Origin of the sequence: Frigoribacterium sp. CFBP 13605 (genome assembly GCF_014839405.1) — a bacterium.
In the GTDB taxonomy this organism is placed as follows: Bacteria; Actinomycetota; Actinomycetes; order Actinomycetales; family Microbacteriaceae; genus Frigoribacterium.
Genome location: NZ_JACYNS010000067.1, coordinates 1 through 14,367 on the forward strand (window position 1 = coordinate 1; position 14,367 = coordinate 14,367).

General features: G+C 68.7%; 8 protein-coding genes. 7 read left to right on the plus strand and 1 reads right to left on the minus strand.

Annotation, left to right across the window (positions count from 1 at the left end; genetic code table 11):
* Positions 1-635 precede the first annotated feature (635 nt).
* From IFT36_RS11760 to IFT36_RS11790, 7 genes are all read left to right on the plus strand, one after another.
* Positions 636-947: a hypothetical protein gene (locus tag IFT36_RS11760; RefSeq protein ID WP_200413216.1), complete on the plus strand. Its 312-nt coding sequence runs from the start codon at positions 636-638 to the stop codon at positions 945-947.
* 112 nt (positions 948-1,059) lie between these two features.
* Entirely contained in the window at positions 1,060-2,052 is a 993-nt protein-coding gene (locus IFT36_RS11765; RefSeq protein WP_200413217.1) for a hypothetical protein, read from the plus strand.
* The gene (locus tag IFT36_RS11770; protein WP_200413218.1) at positions 2,045-3,505 is read left to right on the plus strand and encodes a hypothetical protein; all 1,461 of its coding nucleotides are present in this window, start codon (positions 2,045-2,047) and stop codon (positions 3,503-3,505) included. The genes IFT36_RS11765 and IFT36_RS11770 overlap by 8 nt, the downstream gene beginning before the upstream one ends.
* Before the next feature lie 113 nt (positions 3,506-3,618).
* Positions 3,619-4,983, plus strand: a complete 1,365-nt coding sequence (locus IFT36_RS11775) for an exonuclease domain-containing protein (protein WP_200413219.1) — start codon at positions 3,619-3,621, stop codon at positions 4,981-4,983.
* Between the two features lie 8 nt (positions 4,984-4,991).
* Complete coding sequence (locus IFT36_RS16970) at positions 4,992-7,139, plus strand: nuclease-related domain-containing DEAD/DEAH box helicase (RefSeq protein ID WP_200413220.1); 2,148 nt, start codon at positions 4,992-4,994, stop codon at positions 7,137-7,139.
* Between the two features lie 103 nt (positions 7,140-7,242).
* On the plus strand, positions 7,243-13,071 hold the full coding sequence (locus tag IFT36_RS16975; protein ID WP_200413221.1) for a DUF4011 domain-containing protein: 5,829 nt from the start codon (positions 7,243-7,245) through the stop codon (positions 13,069-13,071).
* A gap of 418 nt (positions 13,072-13,489) precedes the next feature.
* Positions 13,490-13,684 carry a hypothetical protein gene (locus tag IFT36_RS11790; RefSeq protein WP_200413222.1) on the plus strand — a complete coding sequence of 65 codons (195 nt, stop codon included), beginning with the start codon at positions 13,490-13,492 and terminating at the stop codon, positions 13,682-13,684.
* 21 nt (positions 13,685-13,705) lie between these two features.
* Here the strand turns inward: IFT36_RS11790 and IFT36_RS11795 are convergent, their stop codons facing one another.
* The gene (locus IFT36_RS11795) at positions 13,706-14,059 is read right to left on the minus strand and encodes an SdpI family protein (protein ID WP_200413223.1); all 354 of its coding nucleotides are present in this window, start codon (positions 14,057-14,059) and stop codon (positions 13,706-13,708) included.
* Positions 14,060-14,367: the final 308 nt, after the last annotated feature.

Here is a 14,367-nt window from a genome sequence, read left to right on the forward strand (position 1 = left end):
CCGGCGAGGACGGTGCGGCGGCTCGGGCCCGTGCTGCGGTCGGCGCGGCTGTCGGTGCCGCTGCCGGCGTCTCGCGCCGGGCGGAGCGCGTGTCGGTGTTCGGGGACGATCGGTGTCATGCGGGGATGGCCTTCCGTTTATCGTTCGGGTGAACGATAAGGGAGGTTCGCGGCGGCGGCCAGCTCGCCGGAGCCCCGGAGGCGCGGCTCGGCGCTCCCCCGCAGCCCCCGTTCTCCGCGCCCCGCCGCGGATGCGGGCGTGCCCATGCGGCAGCGTGCACGGGCTGCAGTCTTCACCCACTCGTTACACGAGCGCGCCTCGCCGACGCGACCCGCGCCTCCTCGGCTTCGCGCTCTCGTCTCGGTCGAGTGGTCCCGACACGTCCCTCCCCGCCCCACGAAGAACGCTTTGCGCCCACTCGATCGACCCGCGGAGACGACGTCCGAGCAGGAGGCGCGGGTCGGCTCGCCCGCGCCCGTCACCCCCGCGACGGCTCGAGTGGGCAGAACCTGCTCGTCGAGGACCGCCCGGCAGCATCTTCTGCCCACTCGCCCGGCTCGATCGGCCCCGGAGGACCGGCGTGCCCCTCGAAGCGGGACTCCGTCCGGAGCCGGGCCGCGCCCTAGTCTCGGCTGATGGCCACCCCGACCACGCCCCGCCTCGCGCTGGGTCGACCCGCTCTCGCCTTCGGGCTTCTCGGGGTGTTCGCCTTCCTGTCGGACACGGCCTTCACGTGGTGGACAATCACCCGTCCGTCCGCGCCGGTCAGGTACGTCGCGGTCTCGTCGGCAGACGGCTTCGACGGGTTCGACGGGGTGCAGACGGTCGGCGGCCCGTTGCTGCTCATCGCGGTCCTCTCGATCGGGTTCGCGGTCGCGCTGCTGGTGGTGATGCTCGCGCACCGGCTGGTCAGTGCGCGTCCCGGCCGCGGTGGTCGCGCCTCCTGATCGTCCGAGCCGGCATCGCTGCGGCAAGGTGACTGCGCGACCACGTCGCGATGACACCCCCGGTCGGTAACCTCACACCAGGACCATTGTCCACAGACGAATCGGGGGCACGATGACTGAACCACGCATGCCGGAGAGAGCCAAGGACAACCTGTTCAGGACGGTCGGCGAGATCGGCAAGTTCGCTCGCGACGCGTCGGCCAAGGTCGTCGAGCAGGCAGACGATCTCAGAGAAGTCGCGGTCGACACCGTCGAGAGGATCGGGGCCAAGAAGAACGATCCCTATGAGGACGCCATCGCCGAGTACAACGACGCTTTCACGCTCATGAACGACAAGGGCCTCGCTCTCCTGGGACAACGTGAACGATCGACGGACCTGATCGACTTCGTCGAACTGCTCGTCAACAGCGTCGCCAACACTCCGAAGACGTTCGAGGCCGATTTCGAGCAGATCGACGTGGACAAGAAGGAGTTCCTCGCAGCCGAGGACTTCGCCCGGAAAGACCTCGACGCCGCTCGGATGTCGGCGATGGGCGCCGGAGCAGGCTTCGCCACAGGCGCCGCTGTCGCGAGCCTCGCCCCCACAGCAGCACTGTGGGTGGCCACTACGTTCGGCACGGCGTCCACCGGAACGGCGATCTCCACTCTTTCCGGGGTCGCCGCGACCAACGCGGCCCTCGCCTGGCTCGGTGGAGGAACCTTGGCAGCAGGAGGGGGCGGCGCGGCAGCCGGAGGTGCGCTGCTCGCACTCGCCGGACCTGTCGGTTGGACCATCGCCGGAGCAGGGCTCCTCGCATCCATCGCCCTGCTGACCAAAAAGAAACTGGAGAATCGAGAGGCGCGCGAAGAGGCCTTGACCGCGGTCAAGAGGAACACCACGATCGTGAGACGCATGGACGCGGAGATCGCCGATCTCCTTGAGAAGACGACGTCCATCCGCCTGTCGTTGGCGCGGTTGTACGGCGAAGCCTTGGCCGCATTCGACACCGACTACCTGGCGCTTCCTCCTTCGAGGCAAGACCAATTGGCTGCGCTGGTCAACAACACGAAGGCTTGCGCAGCCCTGCTCGGGAAGCGACTCGAGCAAGGCCCGGACGGTGACTGACGCCCGCCGTCTGGCGAAGAGCAACCAAGAACAGGCGGTCGCCGCATGGATCGGCCATCTGAACCAATTGCGACTCGACACCCTGCTGAGCGGTCTGGCCCGACAAGGCGAGAACCTCCGCGACGCCCTCTCGATCATCGACCAGGCCGTCAAGAAGATCGATCTCGAGGTCGTCACCACCAACCGTGGCGGAACGAAGGGGATGCACGGGTTCATCGCCGAGGTCGCCGAGGTCGGCATCGGCAATGCGCAGCGCCGGATCGCCGGTGCCGAGCCCGTCTATCAGTGGGTCAACGACAACGGTCCTGTGGACCTGCTGCGTGAAGGCGTGGCAATCCAGCAGAAATTCGTGGCTGCAGGTGGGCGCCTCGGACTCGGCGCCATCACCGAACATCTCCAGAGGTACCCCGACTACGTCAAGAACGGGGGGCGCTACCAGATTCCTCGGGATCACTTCGATGTGATCCGAGACCTGCACGCCATGACCCCCGAGACTGCCGCAACCACCCTCTCACGCAGCGGAGACGGCCCGTCTCTCTCGGATTGGAAACGGGTCCAGACGTTCTTCGGCTCCGGCGCGGTCGACATCGATTCTCTCGAGCCGTCCCACCTGGACTACCGCGAGGCGCAGCGAGGCGCCTACGAGGAGACACTGCAGTCCGAGAAGGATTCCCTGAAGCAGACCGACGAGGGCAGACGCCGTGATCTCCACGACGACAGTCGACCGGGCCTGCAAGAAGGCATCCAGGCGACGCTGCTGAGCGCCGCCGTGGAGGGTGGGACCGCCCTGGTCCTGGCCGTCGTCCAGAAACGGCGCGACGGCAAGAAGCTGCGGGCTTTCACGGCCGACGACTGGGTGGACATCGCGGGGGCAGCCGGCCTCGGTGCCGCCAAGGGGAGCGTCCGAGGACTGACGATCTACTCGCTCACGAACTTCACCGCGACGTCCTCGGCAGTCGCCAGCTCGATCGTCACCAGCGCCTTCGGCATGGCGGAGCTGGCGAATGAGCTCCGCCGAGGTGAGATCGACGAGCTGCAGTTCATCGAGAACTGCGAACTCTTCTGCCTCGACACGGCCGTCAGCGCACTGTCGTCCCTCATCGGTCAGACGCTCATCCCCGTACCGGTTCTCGGCGCCGTCATCGGGAACACGATCGGCACGGTCATGTACCAGGCCGCACGCACCTCATTGTCCGCGCGCGAGATGGCGTTGATCGCTGGCTACGCCCGCGCTCAGCGCGAGCTGGACGAGTCGCTGAGTGCCGACTACGCACAGCTCATCGACGAGCTGACCGCGAGCCTGTCGGACTACTTCGAGGTTCTCGAGCGTGCCTTCTCGCCCGACGTGCTGACCGCGGTTCAGGGCTCGATCGAGCTCGCATCGACAGTCGGCGTGAAGCCCGAGGACCTCTTGGACAGCCGCGCGAAAGCTCGTCGTTTCTTCCTCGACTGACGTGCACCAGCCCCACAACTGGGTGACGTCGGTGTTCTCCCGGACCGTGATCACATGTGAGCATGGTTCATGGACCTGTCGCCAGGGGGCAGATCGTGATCAGGGGAACGAACATGGCACACAACGGCTACGCCGTCATCGACTTCGAGACGACCGGGCTCTCGCCCCAGTACCACCACCGGGTGATCGAGATCGGCATCGTGAACGTCGCACCTGACGGCACGATCGAGGACTCGTTCGAGACCGTCGTCAACCCGGGACGCGATCTCGGCCCCACGCACATCCACCAGCTGCGCGGGGCCGACGTGCGGGATGCCCCGACGTTCGCGAACGTCGCCGACGACTTCGTCGACCACCTGCGCGGACGCGTCCTCGTCGCCCACAACTCCCGGTTCGAGACGACCTTCCTCCGGGCGGAGCTGTCCCGTCTGGGCATGACGTCGCCCGTCGCCGACGAGGGAGCGCTCTGCACGATGAAGCTCGCCACCACCTACCTGCCCGGCTCAGGGCGGAAGCTCGCGGACTGCTGCGCGGCCTTCGACATCCCCCTGGTCGATGCCCACGAGGCGCTCGCCGACGCTCGGGCGACCGCGCAGCTCCTCGCCGCCTACCTCGAGCTCGGGCGGGACCAGTCGTCCTGGTGGGGCCAGTGGGGTGACTACGCGGCGAGTGCCGCCTGGCCGGCGCGCCGTCTAGGGGCGACATCCTCCGCCTGGGTTTCCCGCCGGAGATCCGAGGCCGACGCTGGCGAGGCGACTCGCGCCTCCCTCGCGCCCGGCTGGGCCGGCTCGACCAGTCGTGCCGTGGCGGACACCGTCATCGCGGCTTCGCCCAGGGCGACTAGGGCGACGTCATTCCTCGACCTCACGACCGACCGGCTCCGACCTGTCGGCGGCACGGGCCGCGAACTCGACTACTTGGCGGTCGTCGACCGTGCCCTCTCGGACGGGTTCCTCTCCGTCTCGGAGTCCGACGAACTCCGCAGCCTCGGCGAAGCCATCGGCGTCGGTCCCGTGCGCCGCTCCGAGCTCCACCACGAGTACTTCGACGGTCTCGTGGACGCGGCCTGGGCCGACGGCGTCCTCAACGAGGACGAGCGGGCAGACATCACGGCAGTGGCCATCATGCTCGACATCGCACCCGACATCCGAGACGCCGCTCTGAGCCCGCGTGCTGCGGAGGCAGCCGTGGCCGACCACGCCGCTCGTGCCGACGCCGCGGAGTCGGGTAGCGCGGTGATGCGTCTCGGACCAGGCGACCTCGTCGTCCTGACCGGCGAGATGAACGAACCGCGCGAGCGCATCGAGCGGACGCTCACCTCGATGGGCGTCGTCGTCAAGCCGGGCATCACGAAGAAGACGACGCTCCTGGTCGCCGCCGACCCGGACAGCCTGTCGGGCAAGGCGCAGAAAGCCCGTCAATACGGCATCCCCATCGTCGGCGAGGACACCCTCCGGGCCCTCCTCCAGACGGCGTAGGTGGGATCGTGGCAGCAGCAGGCAGGTCGGCCACCGACGAAGCACACCGCCACCAAGCGCTCGCCGAAGCGCACGAACGGGAGGCGGCCCGCGCACGAGACGCTGCCGCTCGATTCGGCCTCGCCGGCGTCACCGAGAAGCGTGTCGCCACAGAACTCGCCCGACTCGGCGCGTTCGGATACCACCTGCTGCCTGACCGCGCCTGGCCCGGGAGCCGGAGCGCCCAGGTCGACCTGATCGTGGTGGGTCCGTCGGGTGTCCACATCGTCGACACCAAGGCGTGGCGGGAGGTCTCGATCCACGACGGTCGCATCTTCCGGGGACAGGCCGACGTCACCGACGATCTCGCATCACTCGCCGACCTCGCTTACAACACTGAGGGAATACTGGCGGAGGTCGGTCTGGCGCCGACCGAGGTGCACGCCGTCGCGGTGCTCGCCGGGCAGAAGGGCATCCGGGAGTCCGTGGGGCCTGTGACGGTCGTCGGCGAGCGCGACGCTCTCGCCCACCTCGCGTCGCCCGGCAACCGGCTCACCTCGCAGCAGGTCGACACCGTCCTCCGCCGCGTGCTCGACCACTTCCCCGTTCTCACTTCGACGACGGTCGTCGACGTCACGGTGCCCGAGCCTATCCTTCCGCACCGAGACGAACAGCTCGTGCCGACCGAGGCCTCGACCGTCGACACTCAGGACGACCCGGACGTCGAGATCGATGCTGCACTACTGGAGAGCATCCTTGCGGCACCGATCGAAGAATGGATGTCGTTCCTCGACCCGGCCCAGGCCAAGCTCGTCCGTCGCAGTTTCAACGGTCCTGCCCGCATCCGCGGGTCGGCCGGGACGGGCAAGACCGTCGTCGGCCTCCACCGTGCCGCTTACCTGGCCCGGAGCGGTAGCACCCGCGTGCTCTTCACGACGTTCGTGCGGACACTGCCGGCCGTCCTCGGGAACCTGCTCGTCCGCCTCGCGCCCGACACGTCCGACTCGGTGGATTTCCGCGGCATCCACGGCTTCGCTCTCGACCTCCTGGCCGAGCGGGGCTGCACCGTGCGACTCGACGCGAAGGCGGCCGATTCTGCCTTCGCCGAGGCGTGGGCCGCCGGGGGCCAGGGCGGTGCGCTCGACTCGTCGGCGACCACGTCACGCTACTGGCGTGACGAGATCGACCATGTCATCAAGGGACGTGGCATCCGCACGTTCGAGCAGTACGCCGACCTTGCGCGGGTCGGGCGACGCCACCGTCTGACGATCGAGCAGCGCCGTGACGTCTGGTCTCTGTTCGAGCGCTACGACCGCGGACTCCGCCGACGGAACGCTCACGACTTCGCCGACGTCATCCTGATGGCTCGAGACAGCCTTCGCGCCCAGCCCCTCGAACGATACGGGGCGGTCATCGTCGACGAGGCGCAAGATCTCACGTGCGCGATGGTGTCGCTACTGCACTCCCTGGTAGGCGACCGGCCCGACGGGCTCACCTTGATCGGCGACGGTCAGCAGACGATCTACCCCGGTGGCTACACACTGTCCGAGATCGGCATCTCTCTCAGCGGCCGTGGTGTCGTGCTCGGCGTCAACCACCGAAACACGGCCGAGATCCTCGCCTTCGCGAACACCGTCGTCGCCGGCGACGAGTACAACGACATCGAGGGGACTGGTCAGCGCATCGACGGCGTCGAGACGGTGACGCGGTCGGGACCACGGCCCGTGCTCGACCGCCATCGTTCCTGGGCGTCCCACGACACCGCCCTCGTCGAGCGCGTCCGGGAGGTCACCCGGCTCGTCGGCACGTCGTGGGGCGACGTGGGCGTCCTGGCGACGACGCACTGGCAGGTGACCAAAGCCAAGGAGGCGCTGGTCACGGCAGGCATCCCCGTCCTCATGCTCGAGCGCTACGACGGCCGCCCCGTCGACGCCGTCAAGGTCGGTACCGTCAAGCGTGCCAAGGGGCTCGAGTTCAAGCAGGTCGTGCTCGCTCGGGTCGACAGCTCGCTGCTGGGGAGCAGTCCGGCACCTGCCTCGGACACCGACCGCGAGCGCCGCGACCTCGACCGGCGCGAGTTGTACGTGGCGATGACGCGAGCGCGTGACGGCCTGTGGGTAGGCACGCGCGCGATGCCGGGCGAGCTGATCGGCGCCGACGCTTCCATCCGCCGATGACGGCACCGCATGGCACGATGACTGCAGCACCAGGGGGAACGAGGGTGGATCGTCGAACGAGACGATCGACGAGGTCTTCCGCACACCGCACCGGGAGGCGCACGTGAGCACCACCAACCACGAACTCGTCGGACGAGCAGTCACCGAGCTCGCTCGCGGTCTCGAACCGTTCGTGTCGAGAACGCTCTCGCCCCATTTGTTGCCAGGGATGGGCTGGACGACACTGCTCGAACGACGTGACGAGGCGACCGGACGCGTCGGCGGGACCTACGCCGCGACCGACCTCCAGGTCGTCCTCCGCACCATGACCGAGCCGCTCGGTGCTCTGGGGCGCCCGTTCGAGACCGTTCTGGGCCGTGCCGGCACGCGTCTCGCCGGCGAACTGCGTGAGGTCGGCAACGCGTGGGCCCACAACGGCTCCTTCAGCGACGACGACGCCTACCGCGCCGTCGACTCGGCCCAGCGCCTGCTCGTCATCTGCGGAGCGGTCGAAGCCGGCGAGACCCTTACCGGCTTGCGCCGCGACCTCCAGGTGCGAATGGCCGGCCCGGCTCCGGCGACAGAATCATTGCCGGTCCCCGCACCGGCGTCGGCCCCCGCTGTCGTCGTCCCCCTGGCGTTCAGCCCTCCTCCTCAGACACCGCCTCGGGTCCCCGCCCCGCAACCCGTCATCGCCCCGCGATCGACCGAAGCGACTTCGAACCCCGGCACACCGGACGCACCACCCACAGCGGACACCCGCTCGACCACGTCGTCGACGGTCACGGTGACCATTTCGTGTGCACCCGTCATCAGCTACGCGATGGCACACAACGGTTTGACGGTCATCTCCGACATCACCCTGACGAGCCCCACGACGACCGCTCGTGGTGCCCGTCTGACCGTGGGCATCGAGTCCGCGCTGGGACCGATCGGGGCACCGACCGAGTACTTCGTGGATCTCGTCGCAGGGTCGGAGACGTTGGTCCCGCAGCTCGACATCAAGGTCGACCCATCGGTCATGCTCGGCGTCGAAGAGGCACGGCCCGCTCGTGTGGTCGTCACCGTGGTCCACGATGACGTCGAGCTCGGTCGAGGAACGGTCGAGGTGCTCCTGCTGGCCGCGAACCAGTGGCTCGCGCGCCCCACGCTGATGTCACTCGAGATGCTCGCTGCCCACGTCCAACCGAACCACCCTGCTCTCGAGTCCCTGGTGTCCGAGGCCGTCGACGAACTCGCCCGGACCACCGGCAGCGGCGCACTCGTCGGCTACCAACAAGGCCCCGAACGAGTGGACGCGACCGTCGACGCATTGATGACCGCCATGCGCGGTCGGTCCATCCGGTACAGCACGCCTCCGGCCAGTTGGTCGGACGACGGCCAGAAGGTCCGAACGCCGCACGAAGTGCTCGTCGGGCGCCTGGGCACCTGCCTCGACACGACGGTGACCCTGGCCGCGGCACTCGAGCGCGTCGGCATCCGCCCCCTGCTCGTGGTCGTCGAGGGTCACGCCTTCCTGGGTTACTGGCGCGAAGAGACGTCGTTGGCGAGCCCGGCGACCACGAGCGCCTTCGCACTGCCGAACTTGGTCCGCACGGACTACGCGCGGGTCGTCGAGACGACCTTGCTCACCGAGGACTCGGCCGACGTGGGCTTCCACGACGTCCGACGTGCGCCTCTTGAACAACATCTGTCGGGCGACCTCGACGGTGTCGTCGGCATCACCGACGTGTACCAGGCTCGCAGCAGCCGCATCTATCCCCTTCCCGCTCGAGTCGCAGCGGAAGACGGCACCGTGGTCGTCGTCGACTACCAAGCCGTGCACTCCCGGCCCGCGGCGTACGTGCCCGAACAGCGTCCTGACGATTCCGGCCCTGCAGACACCACCCCCGTGCCTGCCCGCGTCCAGCGCTGGAAGAACACCCTCCTCGACCTCAGCCTCCGCAACCGGTTGATCAACTTCGCCGACCGTGCCCGGTTCCCCCTCCACGTGGCCGAAGAAGGTCTGGCCGAGTTCGAGGACTACCTGAACGGGGGCAAAGCCTTCGAGCTCCTGCCGTCGGATGCCCTCCCCGCGGTCGAGACCCAGCGAGGCGTCAGGTGGGGACGTGACCTGCCGTCGGACAGCCGAGCCGATCTGTTCCACACCAAGCACCAGCTGTACACGGACGCCTCGACCGAGGCGTACCCGCGACTGCTCAGAGCACTCGCGTACAAGGCCAAGACCGTCCTCGACGAGACCGGCGCCAACAACCTCTACGTGTCCATCGGCTCGCTCGTCTGGAAGGTCAAGGACAAGACCGTCCGGTCCCCGCTGATCCTCGTCCCCGTCACGCTTCGTGCCAAGGGAAAGTCCGGTGGCTACCAGGTCGTCCTCGACGACGCCGGGGCCTCGACGCCCAACTACTGCCTGCTCGAGAAGCTCCGGGCGGAGCACGGCCTCCGCATCCCGGCCCTTGCCGACCCCGCTACCGACGCGTCGGGCATCGACATCCAGCGGGTGCTGACCGAGACCCGGCTCGCCGTCCTCGAGTCGGGCATCGAGGCGAACGTCGAACCGACCGTCGACCTCGCGCTCCTCCAATTCGCGAAGTTTCGACTCTGGAAGGACTTGGACGACAACTGGGAGGCGCTGGCCGGCAACGACCTCGTGCGTCACCTCATCGAGTCCCCCACCGAGCCGTTCGTCGACGCGTCGGTGCCGACCGACGGTGATCCTCACGCGCCGGTGACGGTCGACCTCGACGCGCTCCTCGCGGAGCTCCCCGTGTCCGCCGACTCGTCGCAGGCGGAGGCCGTCGCGGCCGCATCGGCCGGGCGGACGTTCGTGCTCGAGGGCCCTCCGGGAACGGGCAAGTCGCAGACCATCACCAACCTCCTCGCTCTGGCCATCGCGGACGGCAAGAAGGTCCTGTTCGTCGCCGAGAAGCGGGCAGCCCTCGAGGTCGTACAGCGGCGACTTGCGAGCGTCGGCCTCGGGCCGTTCACCCTCGACCTCCATGACAAGGGCAGCAAGCCTGCTCCGCTCAGGGAGCACCTCCGGACGTCGTTGGCGCAGCGTGCGTCGGCGGATGCCGAGGGACTCGCGCGGTCGACCGACACGATGGAGTCGGCCCGTCGCCGGCTGGCGCGTTATGCCGCCCAGGTGCACGACGTCAACGCCTCGGGCCACAGCCTCTACACCGCCCATGTGGCCGAGCTCGTGCAGGAGCACAGTCCTTACGAGCTGGCCGTTCCGGAGCACTTCGCCGCCACGGCGTCCCTCGACGACCTCCACGTCGTGCGCACGGCCCTGCGCGAACTGGCCGACCACGCCGGGAGGGCGCGGCCGACCGCCGAGCACTCCTGGGCCTTCGTGGACGTCGGCTCGGACGACGCCCTCGACGAAGAGGCATTGCTCTCCCTCGTGACCCGGTTCGACGAGGCGCTCGGTGCCGCAACAGCCGACGACACTCTCGCCGAGGCGCTCGGCACCGTGTCGACGCCTGACGAGCTCCGTACCCTGGCCGCGACCCTAGGCAGCGCTGGGGTCGATCACGCGGTCCTCGCCGAGGCGCGGACCTCCACCTGGCAGGGTGAGACCCGCCGGCTGCTCGGTGAACTCGACGGGGTCGGTCTAACCTTCGGTGACGTGCTCACCGTCGTCCAGCCCCACGTCCTGGCACTCGACCTCGACCGGATCGCGCACGAGGCGACCGTCGCTCATTCCTCCGGCTTCTTCGGGCGGAAGAAGAGGCGCCGCACCGTAGCGGAGTCCTTCGCTCACGTGACCCGACCCGGCGTCACCGTCGACCTCGCGACCCTGCCCGCGTTGACCGCCCGCTTCGTGGCCCTGCGGGAGTTCGTACGCCACCTCGCCGCCCAGATCGACGTCGTCCCCGGGCTCTCGGTGTGGCCTGGCTGGAATCCGCTCATCGAAGCCGATCGCTCACACGTCGCATCACAGATCTCGTGGCTGCAGTGGCTGTCGACGGTGACCGACGCCGACACCGGTGCGCCCTCGGGGCGCGCCTTCCGCGTCGCCCTCGAGCGGATGACGGTCGGCCGGCAGGCGCCGGCTCCGGAAGCAGCCTCCCGAGCGGCCCGCCTGGCGGACGCGAGGGAGTCGCTGACGATCGCTTCGGGTACGACGCCGGTGTCCTGGGCTGCCTGGACGGGCACACAGCCCTTCCTTAAGCGATGGATCTCGACGAGCACGGGGCGCGACCCTCTCCAGCCCACCGGTGTGAGCCTGTCAAACTGGGTGCGGTGGCGGCGAGCCGTCGCCCCCCTCAGGGATTTCGGGCTGCTCGACGCGTACGCGACGGTGATCTCGGGTGCCTTGCCAGCCGACGAAGCGAGTGACGCTTTCGAACGCGGATTCGCGACGGCCAGCAGGCACGAACGTGCCCGCGCCACCGGACTGGACGACTTCGATGCTGCCGGACAAGGAAGGTCGATCGAGCGCTACACCTCCGCTGCTCGTGACATCCGGGCGGAGCTTCCCCGGGCCATACCGGCCCAGCTGATCGGCCGACGAGGGTTCGACCAGCAGACGGCCCAAGGTCGGGCAGGGAAGTTCGTGGCCGAGGTGGCCAAGATGCGTGGGCGCATGAGCGTTCGCGACATCATGACCACGTACGGCGATCTGGTCGCCGAGATCACCCCCTGCGTTCTGGTCAGCCCGGACTCCGTCGCACGGTTCTTCCCGGCGAAGGCAGGACTCTTCGACATCGTCGTCTTCGACGAGGCCTCCCAGGTCCGCGTCGCGGATGCCGTCGGTGCCATGGGCCGAGCGACCTCAGTGGTCGTCGTCGGCGACAGCAAGCAGATGCCACCGACCTCGTTCGCCGAGGCGACCATCGACGACGAAGACGCCGAGGCCCAGATCGAGGACGTCCTCGCGCGGGACGAGGAGTCGATCCTGGCCGAGTGCAAGCAGGCACGCATCGAGAGCCGGTGGCTCTCCTGGCATTACCGCAGCCAGGACGAGTCCCTCATCGCGTTCAGCAACCGCAACTATTACGAGGACCGACTGACGTCGTTCCCGGCTCCCGCACACGGCTCCGTCGATGACGGCGTCGGGGGTCACGGCATCACGCTCCGGCGCGTCCAGGGGACGTTCCTCCGGTCGGGCCCCAGCAAGACCTTGCGGACGAACCAGGTCGAGGCCGAGGCGATCGTCGCCGAGATCCGTCACCGCTTCGCGGCGGACCCGACCGGCACGCCCTCGATCGGCGTCGTGACGTTCAACGCCCAGCAACGGACCCTCATCGAGTCGATGCTGCGTGATGCCGGTGACGACCGGATCATGGACGCTCTCGACGCGTCGACCGAGGGACTGTTCGTGAAGAACCTCGAGAACGTCCAGGGGGACGAGCGTGACACCATCCTGTTCTCGACGGCGTTCAGCGCGAACGACAAGGGCGTCCTGCCCCTGAACTTCGGGCCCTTGACCAACTTCGGCGGGGAGCGTCGGCTGAACGTCGCGATCACCCGAGCTCGTCGTCAGGTGATCCTGTTCTCGAGCTTCGATCCTGGTGACCTGCGTGCAGAAGAGACGACCTCCCGGGGCATCCGAGATCTCCGGGCCTACCTCGAGCTGGCGCAGCGTGGAGCTGAGAACGTCCTCGCGACCGCTCGTGCGGCCACCAGCACGGATCTGCACCGCGAGGACCTCGCCGAGGCTCTCCGAGCTCGAGGTCTCGAGGTCCGGACGAACGTCGGGCTGTCCGACTTCAAGGTCGATCTCGCGGTCTCCCCCGCCGGTCAGCCGGGCGGGGCGACCACGGCCGTCCTACTGGACGGCCCTGGTTGGGCCCAGCGCGGTACGGTCGCCGATCGTGACGCCCTCCCCGTGGAGGTGCTCGGCGGGCTCATGCACTGGCCCGCCGTCGAGCGTGTGTGGTTGCCTGAGTGGCTCGCCGATCGGGAGGGTGTCCTCGACAGGCTCATGTCCGTTCCGGCGCGGTGACGACGGCGCCCCGGCTCGGCCTGCCCGTCTTCACCGCTCCGGACGGCCTGGTCTACGTCGATCGGGACGGCTCCACGGCTCAGACGCTGCCCCGCTGGCGGAGCCTCTACGATCCCCAGGGCATCCGGCGTCGCGCTCGTCTGCGAACCATCACGCATCTCGGTCCCGAGTTGGTGATCGTCGCGACGGCGGGGGCCCTCAACTTCGTCGTCGTACGGTCCCGGCGGGATCGGTCGACGACGGCGCCAGCTCGATGATCGGGCTGCTGGGTGGATGTGTCGTCGGCGTGTGGGGCACGCTGGTTCGCGTGCTGTTCGTCCGACCTCGCACGACTCCTCCGCCGATCGTCCCGGTTCCCCCACAGGTCCTTTTCACGCATGTCCCGACCCCGGGCAGCACGGACGTCTGGCGGTGGGCCATGGCCGTCTCCGCCGAGGAGGAAGAACGTCGGACCATCGAAGACGAGACGTACGTCGAGAGGCCATCCGACGCCGCTTCCGCGCGCGCAGCCCGTGACCGTTACACCGCGACGTACTGCGCCTACGCGTCGGCTGCAGCGGAGATGGGAGTGCCGAGGCGCGATCCGGCCGTCACGCTCGACGACGTCCCCTGACCAGTGCCTAGGGGCACCCGATCACGACGAGGCGATCACGTCCGTCGCCGCTCGATTCGCCACCCCTGCGCTCACCAGCGCCCCGAGTAGCAAGACGACCGTGCTGCCGATGACCCACGCTCCCTGGGCCCCCTCGGTCAGCCCGCCCACGACGACGGGAACGAACGCCACCCCCGCCGTGATCGCACAGGTGACCGTGATGGGTACCAGTGCCGCCCGGTGCCCGGCCCGCCATGCCTCGGGCGACGCCATCACGTGCTGCAACCGGAGGCCAGCGAGGTGGTTCACCCCGAGTCGTCCCCGGGCGGCGGCGAGCGTCGTTCCGTAGACGACCGCGCACGCGGCCAAGATGATGAGGGGGACGACCATCGGCATCTCTCCACGCTAGGTCGGTGCCGGCCCACGCGACTCCCCCGAGCGGCCCGTTCTGATCCGCTGTGACTGCCCTGTCGGCATCGAGTGGGCAGAAAGTGTCCTTCGGCCGCCCCCGAAGGACACTTTCTGCCCCCTCGAGCCCACCAGGCCCACCAGGCCCATCGGGCCGACTCGAACCCGGCCAGCACGACGAACCCCCAGGAAGAATGACCCCATGCCCTACGTCCCCATCGCCCCGACCGATGCCGACGCCCGAGCCGACCTCCGCGCCTTCCTCGCCGCCGCCGACCTCACGCTCGCCGGTCTCG

Excerpts from the sequence above, each read along its gene's own strand:
- IFT36_RS11760 (WP_200413216.1), top strand. The coding sequence starts at position 636 with ATGGCCACCCCGACCACGCCCCGCCTCGCGCTGGGTCGACCCGCTCTC.
- IFT36_RS11765 (WP_200413217.1), top strand. The coding sequence starts at position 1,060 with ATGACTGAACCACGCATGCCGGAGAGAGCCAAGGACAACCTGTTCAGG.
- IFT36_RS11775 (WP_200413219.1), top strand. The coding sequence starts at position 3,619 with ATGGCACACAACGGCTACGCCGTCATCGACTTCGAGACGACCGGGCTC.
- IFT36_RS11790 (WP_200413222.1), top strand. The coding sequence starts at position 13,490 with ATGGCCGTCTCCGCCGAGGAGGAAGAACGTCGGACCATCGAAGACGAG.
- IFT36_RS11795 (WP_200413223.1), bottom strand. The coding sequence starts at position 14,059 with ATGCCGATGGTCGTCCCCCTCATCATCTTGGCCGCGTGCGCGGTCGTC.